Source organism: Acinetobacter haemolyticus, from assembly GCF_900406815.1.
Lineage (GTDB): Bacteria > Pseudomonadota > Gammaproteobacteria > Pseudomonadales > Moraxellaceae > Acinetobacter > Acinetobacter haemolyticus_A.
In genome coordinates this window covers 53419-71190 of the sequence record NZ_OVCN01000003.1, presented here as the reverse complement: position 1 = coordinate 71190, position 17772 = coordinate 53419, and the positions used below count along the sequence as shown (strand labels likewise).

At 39.2% G+C, this 17772-nt stretch carries 17 protein-coding genes and 1 other RNA gene; 8 read left to right on the top strand and 10 right to left on the bottom strand.

The genetic code is table 11. The annotated features are described in order from the left end of the window. Positions 1–33 precede the first annotated feature (33 nt). The 4 genes from DK207_RS02870 (at position 34) to DK207_RS02855 (ending at position 6589) form a co-directional block, all read left to right on the top strand. Positions 34–837, top strand: coding sequence for an SDR family NAD(P)-dependent oxidoreductase (locus DK207_RS02870; protein WP_109439897.1), 804 nt, complete (start codon positions 34–36; stop codon positions 835–837). A 198-nt stretch (positions 838–1035) separates the two neighbouring features. After that, on the top strand, positions 1036–4497 hold the full coding sequence (mfd, locus tag DK207_RS02865; protein WP_109439896.1) for a transcription-repair coupling factor: 3462 nt from the start codon (positions 1036–1038) through the stop codon (positions 4495–4497). Positions 4498–4664: 167 nt separating this feature from the next. Continuing rightward, positions 4665–5099, top strand: a complete 435-nt coding sequence (locus DK207_RS02860) for an HIT domain-containing protein (RefSeq protein ID WP_004639438.1) — start codon at positions 4665–4667, stop codon at positions 5097–5099. A gap of 50 nt (positions 5100–5149) precedes the next feature. Next, positions 5150–6589, top strand: coding sequence for an adenylate/guanylate cyclase domain-containing protein (locus DK207_RS02855; RefSeq protein WP_109439895.1), 1440 nt, complete (start codon positions 5150–5152; stop codon positions 6587–6589). Between the two features lie 60 nt (positions 6590–6649). On the opposite strand, the gene fdx is transcribed toward DK207_RS02855, so the two are convergent. The 8 genes from fdx to DK207_RS02815 form a co-directional block, all read right to left on the bottom strand. After that, a complete protein-coding gene (gene fdx, locus DK207_RS02850; RefSeq protein ID WP_109439894.1) occupies positions 6650–6988 on the bottom strand; it encodes an ISC system 2Fe-2S type ferredoxin in 339 nt (112 codons plus the stop codon). Between the two features lie 17 nt (positions 6989–7005). Beyond that, positions 7006–8865, bottom strand: a complete 1860-nt coding sequence (gene hscA, locus DK207_RS02845; RefSeq protein WP_109439893.1) for a Fe-S protein assembly chaperone HscA — start codon at positions 8863–8865, stop codon at positions 7006–7008. Positions 8866–8903: 38 nt separating this feature from the next. Continuing rightward, positions 8904–9422 (bottom strand): Fe-S protein assembly co-chaperone HscB, encoded by a 519-nt coding sequence (hscB, locus tag DK207_RS02840; protein ID WP_109439892.1) that lies wholly within the window; start codon positions 9420–9422, stop codon positions 8904–8906. Positions 9423–9568: 146 nt separating this feature from the next. After that, on the bottom strand, positions 9569–9889 hold the full coding sequence (iscA, locus tag DK207_RS02835) for an iron-sulfur cluster assembly protein IscA (RefSeq protein WP_004912036.1): 321 nt from the start codon (positions 9887–9889) through the stop codon (positions 9569–9571). A 29-nt stretch (positions 9890–9918) separates the two neighbouring features. After that, the gene (gene iscU / locus DK207_RS02830) at positions 9919–10305 is read right to left on the bottom strand and encodes a Fe-S cluster assembly scaffold IscU (protein ID WP_004639432.1); all 387 of its coding nucleotides are present in this window, start codon (positions 10303–10305) and stop codon (positions 9919–9921) included. A gap of 91 nt (positions 10306–10396) precedes the next feature. Next, a complete protein-coding gene (locus tag DK207_RS02825; RefSeq protein WP_109439891.1) occupies positions 10397–11614 on the bottom strand; it encodes an IscS subfamily cysteine desulfurase in 1218 nt (405 codons plus the stop codon). Between the two features lies 1 nt (position 11615). Continuing rightward, positions 11616–12089: an Rrf2 family transcriptional regulator gene (locus tag DK207_RS02820; protein WP_109439890.1), complete on the bottom strand. Its 474-nt coding sequence runs from the start codon at positions 12087–12089 to the stop codon at positions 11616–11618. Between the two features lie 108 nt (positions 12090–12197). Then, positions 12198–12845 (bottom strand): hypothetical protein, encoded by a 648-nt coding sequence (locus tag DK207_RS02815; RefSeq protein WP_109439889.1) that lies wholly within the window; start codon positions 12843–12845, stop codon positions 12198–12200. A gap of 213 nt (positions 12846–13058) precedes the next feature. Between DK207_RS02815 and DK207_RS02810 the strand changes: the two genes are divergently transcribed. From DK207_RS02810 to DK207_RS02800, 3 genes are all read left to right on the top strand, one after another. Continuing rightward, complete coding sequence (locus DK207_RS02810; RefSeq protein WP_109439888.1) at positions 13059–13514, top strand: phasin family protein; 456 nt, start codon at positions 13059–13061, stop codon at positions 13512–13514. 169 nt (positions 13515–13683) lie between these two features. Beyond that, on the top strand, positions 13684–13956 hold the full coding sequence (locus DK207_RS02805) for an HU family DNA-binding protein (RefSeq protein ID WP_004639426.1): 273 nt from the start codon (positions 13684–13686) through the stop codon (positions 13954–13956). A 139-nt stretch (positions 13957–14095) separates the two neighbouring features. Beyond that, on the top strand, positions 14096–15967 hold the full coding sequence (locus DK207_RS02800) for a SurA N-terminal domain-containing protein (RefSeq protein WP_109439887.1): 1872 nt from the start codon (positions 14096–14098) through the stop codon (positions 15965–15967). A gap of 72 nt (positions 15968–16039) precedes the next feature. Here the strand turns inward: DK207_RS02800 and DK207_RS02795 are convergent, their stop codons facing one another. Then, complete coding sequence (locus tag DK207_RS02795; RefSeq protein ID WP_109439886.1) at positions 16040–16849, bottom strand: YbgF trimerization domain-containing protein; 810 nt, start codon at positions 16847–16849, stop codon at positions 16040–16042. A gap of 328 nt (positions 16850–17177) precedes the next feature. Here DK207_RS02795 and ffs point away from each other — a divergent pair. After that, positions 17178–17274, top strand: an RNA gene (gene ffs / locus DK207_RS02790) — signal recognition particle sRNA small type. Between the two features lie 10 nt (positions 17275–17284). On the opposite strand, the gene DK207_RS02785 is transcribed toward ffs, so the two are convergent. Next, positions 17285–17767: a regulatory protein RecX gene (locus DK207_RS02785; RefSeq protein WP_109439885.1), complete on the bottom strand. Its 483-nt coding sequence runs from the start codon at positions 17765–17767 to the stop codon at positions 17285–17287. Positions 17768–17772: the final 5 nt, after the last annotated feature.

Genomic DNA, 17772 nt, shown 5'->3' with positions numbered 1-17772 from the left:
AGTGAAGATATATAAAATAGGAAGATAAATAACATGAAGCTAAAAGGAAAAACCATTGTTCTTACGGGCGCATCGAGTGGTATCGGAGAGCAGGCTGCAATTCAATTGGCAATATTGGGGGCCAAAGTTTGTTTGATTGCCCGCCGTGCAGAAGAGTTAGAACGTGTGCAGACCATTATTCATGAGCAAGGCGGTCAAGCATGGATTTATCCTGTCGATATTACGCAGGAAGATAATGCGAAACAGTGTGTTGAGCAAATACTTACCGAACATGTAAAAGTTGATGTGTTGATTAACAATGCAGCTCGCTCTATACGTCGTCCTATTACTCAAGCATTGGATCGACTTCATGATTATGAGCGTACTATGCAAATTAACTATTTTGCTGCGGTGCGGTTGACCTTATCTTTTTTACCTCATTTCTTAGCCAATCGTAATGGGCATGTCGTTAATATCTCAACGATGTCTACTCAAGTTCCTATTCCTTTGTTTTCAGCTTATTTAGCTAGTAAATCTGCTTTAGAATCTTTCTCTCGATCACTTAAAATGGAGTTGGGAGATCAAGGCATCGACGTGAGTATTGTATATTTCCCAATGGTAAGAACGCCTATGTCATCTAAAACAACTATTTATAAACACATGCGGATGTTAGATACCTCTACGGCAGCAGGTTGGTTGGTTAAGGCAGTACAACAAAGGCCATATCGGATTACCAGTACCAGCGGTGCCATCGCAAATGCCTTACTTAATACCGCACCAGATACGGTGATGAAATTAACACGACCTTTATTTCGCTTGATGGATCGCAACTTGGAAAGAAAATTAGAAAATAAATAAAATAAAAAAATCTATGGAGGTGAACAAAATTGTTGTCAATCACCTCCGATTTTTGGGGACTAAGGTCAGAATAATAGTCCGTTTATTGGACAGTCATCTTGCGTTTGTGGGAAAGTTTTATATTTTAGATTAACTCCATTACGAAAAACATCATGCTAAAATAAGTCACTTGTCATTATAAATTGCACGATTTTCTCTATGTTTCAGCAAGAAATTTCTCAATTAAATCTACAACAACTTAAAGCAGGCGAAAAGCGTTGGATTGGTTCATTACTGGGATCGTCGGCAGCACTATTATTTAAAGAAATTGCGACCCAAAGCTCAAATCTATATGTCATTGTGGCAAGGAATAACCAGCATTTGGCTCAACTGGAAAGTGAGCTTGAATTTTACGGCATCAAACCAACAATTTTCCCTGATTGGGAAATCTTGCCCTATGACCGTTTATCTCCTCATCAAGATATTGTTTCAGAGCGTTTGGCTATTTTATCCAATATGCCACAAAAGGGTATTTTGTTGATTTCAGCGAGCACCTTAGCTCAACGTGTTGCACCGTATTCATGGGTGGTTGGCGAACACTTTGATATTAAAGTTGGACAAAAGCTTGATTTAGAAACACAGAAAAAACAGCTCGTGCAGGCAGGGTATCGTTTGGTTGATACCGTTTACGATCATGGTGAGTTTGCTGTTCGCGGTAGCATCATGGATATTTTTGCTTCGGGACAGGAACAACCGATTCGCATAGATTTATTTGATGATGAAATTGAAAGCTTAAAATTCTTTGATCCAGAAACCCAACGTACGACGGAGTCTTTAAAAAACTTTACTGTTTTACCTGCCAAAGAGTTTCCACTCAAAGAAGGCCGCTCAACTTTTAGAGATCGTTACGCAGAGAGTTTTCCAACCGCAAACCCAAAGAAAAATCCCATTTATCAAGATGTTCTCGAAGGAATTGCAACCCCAGGATTAGAATTCTATTTGCCTTTGTTCTTTGATAAAAAGGTGATGGAAGCACAAAGTATGTTCACAACATACTTACCAAAGAATTGCATTGTCATTACAAATAATGAGATTGAAGATGAGTTAATCAACTTTTGGAAAGAAGTTGTACGTCGTTATGAAGATCGTCGGCATAACATTGATCAGCCAATTCTCCCGCCTGAAGATTTATTTTTAATGCCTAATCATGTACTGCAGGCACTAAATCAATTACCTCGTATTATCGCTTCACCTGATGCTTTAGATTCAAAATCTGGTGTTTTAAATCTTGCCTCTGAGCAACCGCCAAAACTTGCAGTTGATCCCAAAAAAGAGCAACCGTTTCAGGCGGTCAAAGATTATATTGATCAAATCAATTTCCCTGTTTTATTGGTTGCCGAAAGTGCAGGTCGACGAGAAACTTTAAAAGATGCTTTGCGATCTGTTCTAGGTGAAATCCAGACTGTCGAAAGTTTTGCTCAATTCCAAAAAGATAAACTCAAAGTTGCGATTACAAGTGCACCCTTAGATCGTGGTTTGCTGCTAATGGATCAGTTATCTGTCATTTCAGAAAATCAGTTGTATGAACATCGAGTGGTACAGCGTCGCCGTAAACGTCAGCAAGAAGTTTCTGAAGAGTTTTTAATTCGAAGTTTAACTGAGCTGAGCATTGGCGCGCCGGTGGTTCATATTGATCATGGCGTAGGACGATATGCAGGATTAATCACTTTAGAAATTGATAATCAAGACCATGAGTTTTTACAACTTGATTATGCTGATGCGGCTAAGGTGTATGTACCTGTCACCAATTTGCATTTAATCAGTCGCTATAGTGGAGGTGATCCTGATCTTGCGCCATTACATAAATTAGGAACGGATGCGTGGAGTAAAGCAAAACGTAAAGCCCTCGAACAGATCCACGATGTGGCTGCTGAATTATTACATATCCAAGCGCGTCGTCAGTCCAAACCAGGATTTGCTTTTGAACTTGATCATATCGCATATATGCAATTTGCCAGTGGTTTTGCTTATGAGGAAACTTTGGATCAGGCAAATGCGATTGAAGCAACATTGCATGATATGCAACTTGCCAAACCGATGGATCGTTTAGTTTGTGGTGATGTGGGCTTTGGTAAAACAGAAGTTGCGATGCGAGCAGCATTTGTGGCGGTACAAAATGGTAAGCAAGTTGCGGTATTAGTGCCGACCACATTACTTGCACAGCAACATTATGAGTCATTTAAAGATCGCTTTGCGGATACTGCAGTACGAATTGAGGTTCTTTCACGATTTGGTAGCAATAAAACGCATTTAAAAATTATAGAAGATTTGGCTGATGGCAAAGTAGATATTGTGGTAGGTACCCACAAAATTCTACAAGAGAATATTCAATTTAATAATCTCGGCCTTATGATTGTCGATGAGGAACATCGCTTTGGTGTCCGTGACAAAGAAAGAATTAAGGCTTTGCGTGCAGATGTAGATATGCTGACCTTAACAGCGACACCTATTCCACGTACCTTGAACATGGCATTCTCTGGTATGCGTGATTTATCGATTATAGCAACGCCACCTGCACGCCGTTTAGCAGTCAAAACTTTTGTGCAAGAACATACCGATGATTCAATCAAAGAGGCCATACTGCGGGAGCTTTTACGTGGCGGGCAAGTTTATTTCTTGCATAATGAAGTCGAGACGATTGAACGTGCCGCGGAAAATATTCGTCATTTAGTTCCAGAAGCACGGGTGGCAGTTGCGCATGGACAAATGCGAGAACGTGAACTTGAGCAGGTGATGCAGCAGTTCTATCACAAAGACTATAATGTTTTGGTTTGCTCAACGATCATTGAAACAGGAATCGACGTACCCAATGCCAATACTATTATTATCGAACGTGCAGACAAGTTAGGACTTGCACAATTACACCAACTACGTGGTCGTGTAGGGCGTTCACATCACCAAGCTTATGCTTACTTACTTGTTCCATCAATCAAACACCTTAAAGGTGACGCGGAAAAACGCCTAGATGCAATTCAGAGGGCTTCAACCTTAGGTGCGGGCTTTATGCTAGCAACAGAGGATTTAGAAATTCGCGGGGCTGGTGAGTTACTGGGTGAGCAACAAAGTGGCTCGATGCAGGCAATTGGTTATAGCTTATATATGGAAATGCTTGAGAAAGCGACCAAAGCCATTCAAAAAGGTAAAACACCAAACTTTGATGCGCCATTGTCATTAACCGCTGAAATTAATTTACATATGCCGGCATTGATACCTGATGAATATTTGGGTGATGTGCATCAGCGATTATTATTCTACAAGCGTATTAGTAACACTGATAGCCAAGAAAAACTTGATAATATTCGCATGGAGTTGATCGATCGTTTTGGTATTCCACCGCAACCTGTAAAACAGTTATTCAGTGTGCATCAGATTCGATTAAGAGCAGAGCAGTTAGGAATCACTAAAATTGATATCAATAGTAATGGTGGGTATATCGAATTTTCACCAGAAACGCCTGTACAAGCCATCAGCATCATTCAGCTTATGCAGAAAAATCCGACTCATTATCGGATGGAAGGTGGACAGCGTTTGAAAGTAACGGTACAACTCGCAGAATATGATAAACGCATCCAGTTTATCGTTGATTTGTTGAATAAGTTACTCAATGAATTGAATATTTAGTTTAAAAAACACGCTTTATTTTAAGTAAAGGTCAAATATCAATGATTCCTCCCATAATAAGTGAGGAAAATCATTGTTATTTGTAATCAAACGACTGATGAAGAATACTCACATCAGAACTGATGTGATAGTATTGATCATCATTATTCTGCATCATTTATAAAGATATGTTTAGTTTGCATCCACAACTTGCTCAAGATACATTTTTTGTAGGCGACTTCCCGCTTTCAACATGTCGTTTAATGAATGATATGCAATTTCCTTGGTTGATCCTTGTACCACGTGTACCGGGTGTTACAGAACTTTATGAGCTAAGCCAAGCAGATCAAGAACAATTCTTACGTGAATCTAGTTGGTTATCGAGCCAGCTCTCTCGCGTATTCCGTGCGGATAAAATGAATGTTGCCGCTTTAGGAAATGTTGTACCTCAATTGCATTTTCATCATGTTGTGCGTTATCAAAATGACGTGGCATGGCCTAAACCAGTTTGGGGAACAGCAGCTGTACCGTACAACAGCGATGTATTAGCACATATGCGCCAGACTTTGATGTTAGCATTACGTGGACAAGGCGATATGCCGTTTGATTGGCGCATGGACTGATCCAAAAAATAGAAGAATAACAGTATTCTATAATAAGAAAGGAGGATAGAGTGCCGCTAGATAGGTTGATTGATAAAGAACCTAGACAGTTCGCATATTTCCATCGTTTGATGGGATATTCGATTTTGTCACTTATTCTGGTAATTTATACATTTACCTCATCAACTGCTAACTATCAACTTTACATCCTCCCTTTATTATTAGTTTATTTTTTATTATGTCCTCGCTTAGAAAAATGGCTGCAATACAAATACGATAAGCAAATTGAGAAAAATGTCTTTTTTGCCAATGAGGCAATTATTGTTGCGATTGTTTTAGCTGCTTTGCATCTGAGTTTAGTACCTACTTTTGTTATTTTATTCGCCTTACTGTATGTTGGATTAAACAATAAAATCCCTTTAATGGTTGCTTGTTTAATTGGACTGATTGGCGTAGTTGCATTTTACTTTAGTACTTTTTTTATCTTTGGTGCCGAGCAATATTTTGAACCTACTAATCCAGAGCTGACTGTAGTTAGTTTGCTTGGGTTAATGGTTTTTATTGTGATTGGTAATTATTACCAGCATCGTCGTCTTAATATTCTTGGTCAACAGCGTCAGCATTATCATAATCAAATGACACGCTATATTGCTTTTGCAAACCAACTGAGTCGTTATGCACCACTTCAGTTATGGCAATCCATTATGCGTGGTGAGGCTGAAGCAAAAATTGAGTATAAACGTAAAAAACTAACGATCTTCTTTTCTGATATCCAGGGCTTTACCGAGCTTTCAGAAACACTGATTCCTGATGATTTAGCATTCTTGCTCAATGACTATTTAAGTCATATGACTGAGATTGCGAAGCAATATGAGGCCACTGTTGATAAATTCATGGGAGATGCAATTTTAATCTTCTTTGGTGACCCGAACTCACAAGGAACAGAGCAAGATGCAAAATCCTGTGTAGAAATGGCGATTGCGATGCGTCAGCAAATGAAATTGCTACGTGAGCGATGGAAGAAAATGGGTTATCCAGCATTGCACATCCGGATGGGGATTAGTACAGGTTACTGTCACGTGGGTAACTATGGTGCTTCACATCGTATGGCTTATACCATTGTAGGTCGTGATGTAAACTTGGCGGCTCGTTTGCAGTCAGCTGCTGAAGTTGATGAAATTTTAATTGCAGATGACACACATCAACTGATCAAAAATGAATTTTTGTGTGTACCGAAAGTACCGATTTATCTAAAAGGGATTCAAGGGCCAGTTAAAACGTGGCAAGTGATGGAAAAATTCACGGGTAAGAAATCTGACACACAAAAATGGTTTGATTACGATTATAAAGGCTTCCATCTCGTATTGAATTTGGAAGAAGTACAAAATTATGAATATCCCGAGCTCGTTGAAATCTTGGAAACCATGATTGATCGAATCAAGACTCAACAAAAAATCACCAATGCACAGGGTGTTCCAAGGTTAAGTTTGGATGATGAAATAAAACCTTAACTATGGGTGATAATAAAAAACCTCATTGTATAAATGAGGTTTTTTATTTCAAAAAATCATTTAGTGATTTTCAGAAGCATGGTTGATGGTGTATTTAGGAATTTCAATTTCTAGATCTTCGTCAACCACCACAACTTGACATGATAGGCGAGAGTCTGGCTCTAAGCCCCACGCGCGATCAAGTAAGTCAGCCTCAACGTCATTCATTTCTTCGAGACTATCAAAGCCTTTACGAACGACTACATGGCATGTCGTGCAAGCACATGACATATCGCATGCATGTTCAATTTTAATGCCTTGCTTAAGTAAGCTTTGGCACAAATTGGCATCTTGTTCTACTTCAAATTCTGCACCTTCAGGGCAAAATTGAGCATGAGGAAGAACTTTAATACGTGGCATATTGATCACCTATACCTTTAGTTTGAGTTTGACCAATCTTCAAGTTTTGTACCTTTTAAGGCATGGTCAATATGTCGGTTCATGCGAAGTGCAGCAAATGCATCGCTGTGAGTTTTAAGTTGCTGAACAGCATGTTCAATCGCTTCAAGTTCATCTGTTTTCAGACGAGCTTTTAGCGCTTCGGCGGCAAGAATTAAATCACGTGCTTGCTGCTGAGAAAGTAAATCTTTATCTACTTTTAATGCTTGTTCTAAGGCTTCAAGTTCACGTTGCGCTTCAACTTTGGTTTCTTGCAAATGACGAAGATTTTTGTCTTCTTCTGCATGCTGGAAGCCTTCTACTAACAAACGTTCAGTATCCGCGGTTGATAAACCGTACGAAGGTTTGATATCAATCTGCGCTTGCACACCTGAGGTTGTTTCTTTCGCAGATACCGTGAGTAAACCATCTGCATCCACTTGGAAGGTTACTTCGATACGAGCTTGACCAGCAGTCATTGGAGGAATGCCATGTAATACAAAACGCCCTAAAGAGCGACAATGCTCCACCAAATCGCGCTCGCCTTGTACCACATGAATCAACATGGCAGTTTGACCATCTTGATAGGTGGTAAATTCTTGTCGACGGGCAACAGGAATAGCTGTATTACGAGAAATTAAACGCTCAACTAAACCACCCATTGTCTCTAATCCAAGAGAGAGAGGGGTCACGTCTAGTAATAATGAACCATCTTGACTATTACCAATCAATTGATTAGCTGTAATAGATGCACCAATCGCAACGACTTCATCTGGATTGATTGTACATAGAGGTTCACGCTTGAACAGTTCACGCACTGAATTTTGAACAGCGTAAGAGCGAGTAGAACCACCCACCAACACAACATGTTCGATATCGTCTAATTCAAGTTTTGCATCACGTAATACGCGTTTACAAACACTTGTAGTTTTATCGAGCGCAACTTGAATAATTGATTCAAAAGTTGAACGGTCTAAAGTTAAACGATCATCTAATAACTTTAATTCAGCAGATTCGTGGTCGGTTAAATATTCTTTGGCTTGACGAGCAGCAACAACAAAAACAGCATACTCTTCATCGCTTAATGTGGTGATATCAAGCTGTTTTTTTGCCCATTTTACAATTAAGCGGTCAAGGTCATCACCACCTAACGCAGTATGTCCACCTGTTGCTAAAACTTCAAAAACACCTTGTGAAAAACGTAGGATTGATACGTCAAATGTACCACCCCCTAAATCATAAATCACATAGTTTCGATCAGTACTAAGATTGCTTTCTTGGTCAAGACCATAAGCGACTGCAGCAGCAGTTGGCTCATTGAGCAAGCGTAAAACATTTAAGCCTGCAAGTTGTGCAGCGTCACGTGTTGCTTGACGTTGAGCCTCATCAAAATAAGCTGGAACAGTAATCACCGCACCATTAACGGGATTATTTAGACTCGCTTCTGCACGGTCTTTCAGTTGTTTTAAAATTTCAGCTGAAATTTCAACTGGTGTTTTTCGGCCAGCAGCAGTTTCAAAAGCAGGCATTTCATTTTCCGCACCGACAAGTGTGTACGGATGTTGAAACTTAATATCAGCTTGCGAACGACCCATAAAGCGTTTTACAGAGACAACCGTATTTTTTGGGTCAGTCAACATAAATGGTTTGGCTTCATAACCAAACGTGGTTGAATTTTTCGCATAATGAACAATAGATGGTAATAATACTCTGTCTTTGTCATCTTGTAGAACTTTCGGTTTTCCCGATAGCACTGTCGCCACTAAAGAGTGGGTTGTCCCTAAGTCGATACCGATCGCAATACGATGTTGATGCGGTGCGGTTGATTGACCAGGTTCAGCAATTTGCAAAAGTGCCATGCGTGAGATATCCCTTGAAAATAATCAGTTACAGCGGATTAAAAATCATCATCTAGATCAAAGCTTTCTTCTTCATCTAGCATGCGATCTTCAGCTTTATCAATATCATTCATTACACGTTGGAAAAAACGTAGTTTACGAACGGTATCGCGCGCTTCAGCCCAATCTTCGTCGGCATAATCTAGTTTAAACTCTCGAATTAAGCCATCAATCCATTGCTGTACTTCGATTTTTAACGTTCGAAGTTGATCGGGTGATGCGGCTTCATCGAGTTGTTCGCGCATTTCAAGTGCCGATTGCAAGAACTCAAAATCACTAATTGATTGATCGAGATGATGATCCTGCTTTTTCAGACTCAGCAAATATGCAGCACGGCTATCAACTTGCGAGAGCACTTTATATGCCTGATTGATGTCACTAGACATGATCAATGCCTGATCTTTATCAGTCGCTTTGTCTGGATGATATTGCTGTTGCAAACTTAAAAATCGCTTTTTTAAAGCTGCTAAATCGATATCGAGTGCTTCTGGTAATTGGAACAACTCAAAATGATTCATGGGAGATGAATTCCGTTTTAAATCACTCTCAACCTTCTGCAAAAGGAAGGGCTTCACAAATTAAATGATGCTATATCATTTATGGAAGTCCCCCTATGAAAAGGGGGATTCAGAGAGATTTTTGACTTTAGATAAAAATTGAATGATTAAACGGTAAATGACTCACCGCAACCACATTCACCTTTTTGGTTTGGGTTGTTAAACTCAAAACCTTCGTTTAGACCATTTTTTACATAATCCATCTCTAAACCTTCGAGATAAACTAAGCTTTTAGGATCAACGAAAACTTTGACACCAAACTGTTCAAATACTTGATCATGTGTGTCAACATCATCGACAAACTCAAGAACGTAAGCCAATCCAGAACAACCCGAAGTTTTCACACCAACACGAATGCCTTCACCCTTACCACGATTTTGCAGGTAATTGCTGATGTGAGTCGCAGCATTTTCAGTTAAATGGATCATGAAAACTCCAATGTCTTTTCGGTAATCAATTAAGCTTTCGCTTTTTTGCCACGATAGTCTTCAATCGCAGCTTTAATTGCATCTTCAGCCAATACTGAACAGTGAACTTTCACTGGTGGAAGTGCAAGCTCAGTCGCAATATCAATATTCTTAATTGCTTGTGCTTCATCAAGAGTCTTACCTTTTAACCATTCGGTTACAAGAGAGCTTGATGCGATTGCAGAACCACAGCCGTAAGTTTTGAAGCGAGCTTCTTCAATTACGCCATTATCATCAACTTGAATTTGTAAACGCATAACGTCGCCACAAGCTGGTGCACCAACCATACCTGTACCTACATTTTCTGCATTTTTATCTAAAACGCCTACATTACGAGGGTTTTCGTAATGATCAATTACTTTTTCACTATAAGCCATGTCGCTTCTCCAAACCTCGGGGTCAGCCTAATATTAATATGAGGGTTAAAACACTGTTTTCAATGAAGAGTTCAATCGAAATTTCAACGAATTAGTGTTCAGCCCATTCAACTGTAGAAAGATCAATACCTTCTTTATACATATCCCAAAGCGGAGAAAGTTCGCGTAGTTTCTCTACAGCAGCTTTGGTGATTGTTAACACGTGGTCAATATCTGCTTCAGTCGTGTATTTACCAAAACTAAAACGAATAGAGCTATGCGCTAACTCATCAGACAAACCTAAAGCACGTAAAACATATGATGGCTCTAAAGTCGCAGATGTACATGCTGAACCACTAGAAACGGCAACATCTTTAAGTGCCATCATCAACGATTCACCCTCAACAAAGTTGAAGCTAACATTGAGGTAGTTTGCAACGTTTTGAGTCGGGTGACCATTCAGGAACACTTGCTCAAGATCTTGTAAACCATTCCAAAGTTTGTCACGTAATTGACGAATACGTTCTTGCTCTGCTTGCATCATTTTACCAGCAAGCTCAAACGCTTCACCCATACCAACAATTTGATGAGTCGCTAAAGTACCAGAACGCATTCCACGCTCATGACCACCACCATGCATTTGCGCTTTTAAGCGAACACGTGGGCTGCGACGAACAAATAATGCACCAATCCCTTTTGGACCATAAATCTTATGACCAGAGAAACTCATTAAATCAACTTTCATCGTAGAAAGATCGATTTCAACCTTACCTGCAGCTTGAGCCGCATCTACATGGAAGAAAGTTTTGTTTGCGCGGGTGAGTTCACCGATTGCAGCAACGTCGGTTACTGTACCGATTTCGTTATTCACCATCATCAGTGATACAAGGATGGTATCTGGACGTAAAGCAGCTTGAACCATTTCTGGTGTAATTAAACCAGTGCGTGGTTCTGGCTCTAAATAAGTAATCTCAAAGCCTTGTTCTTCAAGTTCACGGCAAGTATCTAACACAGCTTTGTGTTCAATTTTACTTGTAATGATGTGTTTGCCTTTAGAACCGTAGAATTGAGCAATGCCTTTTAATGCTAGGTTATCAGACTCAGTCGCACCTGAAGTCCAAACGATCTCACGAGGATCAGCTTTGATAAGATTTGCTACTTGTTCACGCGCATATTCGGCTTTTTCTTCAGCTTGCCAGCCATATGCATGTGAGCGTGATGCAGGGTTACCAAAAGTCCCTTCGAACGTTAAACATTCCATCATACGTTCTGCCACTTCAGGCAGTACAGGAGTGGTTGCTGCGTAATCTAGATAAATTGGACGTTTCATGTCAAATACCTGTAACCGATAGAAGGGCTGAATCTAAACTTGGTGAATTTTGGCGTAGCGCAACAGTTTGTACGTTGTCACGTGCAATCAAGTCAGCAAGATTGATCTTCGCAAGATAATCGGCAATATGGTGGGAGAGGTCTTGCCATAAGTCATGCGTTAAACACATTGCACCATTTTGGCAGTTGCCTTTATGGTCACAACGCGTTGCATCGACAGTTTCATTTACGGCTTCAATAATTTCTAGCACAGTAATTTCACTTGCATTGCGTGCAAGGTGATATCCACCATTTGCACCACGAACACTTGAAACTAACCCGTGACGCTTAAGTTTTGCGAATAACTGTTCTAAATAAGCGACTGAGATGGATTGGCGTGCTGCTATTTCCGCAAGCGTGATCGTTTGTTCAGTTGGCTGCAAAGCTAAATCAAGTAGAGCAGTCACTGCGTAACGACCGCGAGTTGTTAGGCGCATGATTCGATACACATGAATAGACTAGATGTATAAATTTTATGAATTCCGACTAAAATAGTCAAGTTTTTTAATTGCCATTATGCGTGTGAAAAGTGAAATATTTTGGAATTATTGTATCCATACATTATATACAAAAAACGCAATCAAAATAAAGCTAAACGCCCCAAAAGCGATATTGATCAAACGCTGACGTTTTTGCAGGCGATGAATGCGATTCTGGTATTGCTTTACTTCAACCAATAAAGTGTTGATTTCAGAGCGTTGTTCATCGATTTTTTCCAAAAGAGGGGCAATTCGATGTTGAGATGCGATCGTATCAGCATCATTATCAAATGCATTAAACCATTGTCTCCAATTGACTAGAATACTAGATAGGCTTAAGTGGGGAATAAGATCAGTAAATTGCTCAATTAAAGCAGCATCTCCTAAAATACGGAGATTAGAAATACTAGTTTGATTATTTAAGACAAAAATTTTAATCAAATCGATCAAGGTACAATTGACTTCAAGATCGATTTTTCGATCTAAAGCCTGCATGTCAAACAATAAACCTTTATCTGTGAACTGAATATAAAAGTCAAAGAAAGGAATATAGCTGTTAATGCGGATCGTAATTTTTTCATCAATCAGCTTTTTTGCATGCAAACGCAGTCCAGCATCATTCGTCAAGATGAAGGAAAAAAAAGTTTCTAAAACAATGATGACAATGTTTAGCAACAAATGCGGATGTTTATGTCTTTGTTGCATATCAATCATAAATCTCTTTTTCCTTGCCAATAAAATTAATAACAAAACACCAGTTCAGTAAATTTTGAGTATCCTTACCCAATTGTTAAAAATAATTTACATGACTATATTGCTTTGTAGAACAGTTTTTTAAAACGATCAAGTCCTAACTTTGATATTATAAAAACATTTTTATGGTTAAATACGACATGTTGTTTGTAACGAGCTTAGGAGTGATGGTTCATGGATAATACAAATATAGACAATGCAAGTGAAGATACTGAAACAAAAAATAAGTCAAAATCAAAGAGTTCTAAGAAATCAGCACTTGATTTTAAAAAGTATACACAACAAATTTGGCTTGCAGGTTTAGGGGCTTTTTCGCGTGCCGAAGAAGAAGGTAATAAATTATTCGACTCTTTAGTCAAGGTGGGTGAAGAACTTGAGTCTAAAACTGTCGATTTTGCCGATAATACTGTTGGGAAAGTTACAGAAAAAGCAAAAGAGTCGGTGACAGATACCAAAGACAAAGTTGAAAAAATTTTAGATAGTGGAGTAAATCACTCACTCAATCGAATTGGTTTGGTAACGCCGAAAGATCTTCAGCATATTGAGCAACTGCTGGTACAGCTTCATATTAAGGTGGATGCTTTGATAGAAGAAAATGATCAATTGAAGGCTAAATTGAATAAAAAGTAAAAAAAATGCAAGTAACTCGTCCGTTTATGTCGTATTTCGGTATTTATTTTAATTAAAAAGGCCTTTCTAGTATTGCGTTCTCCCCTAAAGCATTGCTATAAAGGCTGCATGGCCTTTTAAACTATAGCCTTGGATCTTAACAAACGATATTAAGAGGATATTTTTTATCATGAATAAATCAGAATTAATTGATGCGATTGCTGAAAAAGGGGGAGTGTCTAAGTCGGATGCTGGTAAAGCACTCGATGCGACAATTGCATCAATCACTGAAGCACTTAAAAAGGGTGATACGGTTACTTTAGTTGGTTTTGGTACTTTTAGCGTAAAGGAACGTGCTGCACGTACTGGTCGCAATCCTAAAACTGGTGAAGAGCTTCAAATCAAAGCAAGCAAAGTACCTAGCTTCAAAGCTGGTAAGGGTTTAAAAGATTCGGTTGCGTAATCTTTCTAAATCAATAAACGCACCATTTTGGGTGCGTTTTTTATTTATCCAATGAAAAAGTTAATTTGATCTTCATTCGGCATTCATTCACTTTGTTTTTTAAGTTAAAATTGCCCCGAAATTAAATATTGGAATATTTATGGAATCATTTCGTACGGTCATTAAAGGTTGGCTTGGCAAAGTCCTGTTAGTTTTGTTTTTGACCCCTTTAGCTCTTGTCGGTATTGAAGGATATTTTAGTGGTAGCAATAGAGCAGACGTTGCCAAATCGGTAAATGGTCAAGATATTTCTAATAAAGAATTAGAAAGTGCAATCAAAAATTATAAAGATCAATATTTAGGCTTGGTTCAGGGTGATGAATCATTATTGAATCTATCTGCAATTCAAGAAAGAGCGATGGATGCGCTTGTAGCGCGTAGCTTATTGTCGCAGCAGGCTGAAAAACTGGGTATCTCTTTGAGTGATGCACAGCTTGAACAAATGTTGGCACAGCAACCGAGCTTTCAGCAAAACGGACAGTTCTCACAACAGCTTTATGAGAACTATCTACGCTCAGTAGGTTTAACGAATCAGGCGCTTATTTCAAGTTTGCGTCAAGATCATGCCTTGAAAATGATTTCATCGAGTCTGATGGAAAATGCATTGGTAAGTAAGTCTGATTTACAGCAACTTGCAAATTTGCAAACAGAGCAGCGCACATTACATTTAGCTAGTATTAAGTTAGATGAGTATAAGAAGGGCGTAACAGCTTCAAATCAAGAAATTACTGATTACTACAACAAGCATAAAAATGAATTTAAGCAAGTTGCGAGTGTCGATGTAGATTATGTGGTTTTAAGTCCTGCTTTGTTGGAACAAGCTAATTTAGCTGTTACTGATGCGGATCTGCAACAAGCCTATGCGGCATTTGTAGAAAAGCAGCAGCAAAGTGTGAAACGTGAAGTTAAACATATCTTGGTGACGACGGATGAGCGTGATGATGCTGCGGCTCAGAAATTAATCAATGAGGTTTACGCGAAAATCCAATCAGGCATGACATTTGCTCAAGCTGCCAGCCAATATTCGGAAGATCCGAGTTCTAAAAATCAAGGTGGTTTGGTAAGTGCTTATGCTCCAGGCGCTTTTTCTACTGATTTTGATAATGCTGTGAACACCTTGAAAAGCGGTCAAGTTTCTAAGCCTGTAAAAACTCAATATGGTTATCACATTATTGAAGTGCAGGTGCCTACAGTCAATATTCCATCATTTGAATCTGAAAAAGCCCGCCTAACAGCTGAAGTTGAAAAAACTAAAGCTGCGAATCTGTTTAGTGATACTGTCAACAACTTAAACGAGATGGTTGTGGGAAGTGATTCATTAGAGGTTGTTGCACAAGAAGTGAAAGCTGCACGTGTTGAATCTGCAAAAACAATTACTTTAGCAACCCGGCATCCTGTTTTGAGTGATTTGAACGTTAAAGTAAAACTATTCAGTGATGATGTGAAGAATGGTGACCGTAACGCATCTTCTAACATCCAATTAACCAATGGTGATTCAATCTGGATTAAGGTTCGTGATTATCATCCAGCAGGAATCAAGCCATTAACTGAAGTAACGGCTGAAGTTAAAGCAAAAGTGATTGAGCAGAAGGCTTATAAAGCAGCTCAGGCGAAAATGGCAACAATCCTTGCTGATTTTAAAACTCAGCCAGCAGCACAAGTTGTCGCAAAATCACAAGTTCCTTTTGAAAATGCAGGTACTTTCGCTCGCTCACATGGTTTGAAGCGTGCAATTGAACGTGCTGCATTTAGTATTCCTGCACCGAGCAAGGAAGGGATGTGGTCTGCAACTACGGCGAAATTGCCAAATGAACTTGTTATCGTTGCTGTTTCAAATGTGGATAGCAGTGTAGCGAGTAGTTTGCCAGAAAAAGAGTTGTTGGAATTGAAACAATTGTATCAACAGTTCCGTGGTCAACAAGTTCTGGAAGACTATACCGCATATCTAAAATCTCAAGCGGACATTAAGTAAGCTAGGATTGATTTCTGCAAAAAAAGCCAGTTCAATGAACTGGCTTTTTTGTGAATGTTGCAATCGCAGAGTTTATTTTTTCTGAATAAACTTTGCTTCTTCAGATTGAGGGTATTGAGCTAGCAGTTTGGTTTTGTATTGGTTGGCTTGAGCTGTATTTTTATCAACTTCTTTTGCAATGCTATAAAGTTGATATAAAGCACGAGATGCGCGAGCTGAGTTTGGATACTGATTTACCACGGTCGTGTAATTTTGCTTAGCGGCTGTATAATTTACTGGCTCTACCGCAAGGTAAAATTCTGCAAGCCAGAAGTATGCATTACCGATGTAAATACCATTTGGGTGGCTCTTGATAAAGTTCTGCATCGGTTGGATAGCTTGTTTTGCTCCGCCTTGTTTATAAGCATCTAGCGCGACAGTATAAGCAGCCTTCTCTAACTCGATTTGATTATTTACATTCATATTTGAAGCAGCTGGGCTAGGCTGCGACTGAGAGGGCGTAGAGGCGCTTTGTGTTGCTGTGTTATTCGAAAGTGGTTGAGAAGCATCTATAGGCTCTTCAGTATTTTCTTCAGGCGGGTCAATTTTCTGAGACAATAATTCCAAGCGTTGATCTAAATCCGTATAACGGTTGGTAAGTTCTTTTTTTAATTGCTCAATCGCATTGTCATGTTCTTCAAGCTGACCCCGTAATTTACGAACCTCTTCTTCGAGGCGTTGATTTTTTTGGAGGAGTTCCCAATTTAAATTAGAGCCGACATTTGTGGTATTACTGCTACTTGCAGTCTGTTGGCTAAGTGCACGAGATTCAATTGGAATATTGGCATATACATATGCACTGCTGAGTAACGCAACAAAGAGTACAGAATGCTTTTTTAGCATGAAAATCTATCCATTAAGTTGAAAATTAAAGCTGTGAGCGAATGAGTCTCCACTTTTTACAGACTTTACGCACAGCAAATATGCATTTTGATTTAGTCATTAAAACAGCAACTCATTTAAATGCAATAAGCATTTACAATCTTCAAGCACTTTTGAGGGAAATTGCTGGGTTGTTGTTGAATCTTTGTACATTATTAAATCTTAAAGAAAGAAGACCTTAGCTTATTGCTGAGTAATTAGGCAGTTGAGCAAAAATCTCGCTGAAAAACAGCGTCAAGTCTTGCAACTCAAGCAAAAATCTCTATACTTTGTCAGGCAATGGTAGCCCTGCTGGTAGCTTCGCAATTGTACTCTATGAACCCCGCCAGGACCGGAAGGTAGCAACGGTAGTAGAACTATGATGTGCCGAAATCTTGCTGGTAGGGTTGCCACCAATCATTCTTCTTCGCTCGTTCGAGCAATCGCTTTTAAAATCACATCCATATCAAAACCACGATATTGTAAAAACCGAACTTGTTTTGCTTTGATTTTTGGATCACGAGTAACTTCTGCACCAAATCTTTTCACTTTAAGTTGATAGGCTTGATCAAGCCAGTCCACTTCTTCTAGTTCTTCTGCAATCAATTCTGCATCTAATTGTTTTGCTTTAAGCGCTTGTTTAATGCGTTGTATGCCTTTCCCTTTGCGAATTTGGCTTGAAAGGGTGAGGGCTGCGACACGTTGGTCACTCTGATAATTTTTTTCTGCTAACTCTGTTACTAAAGTTGCAACTTCATTTGGATCAATTGCATATTGATTTAGCTTTTTGATCAACTCTGCTTGAGAATAGTCCCGACGCGTCAGCAATGCGAATGCATACGATCGTAGTCTTTGTCCCGTGAGTGTTTTGGGTTTATCGCTTTTTGTGGTGCTAAACATGATAT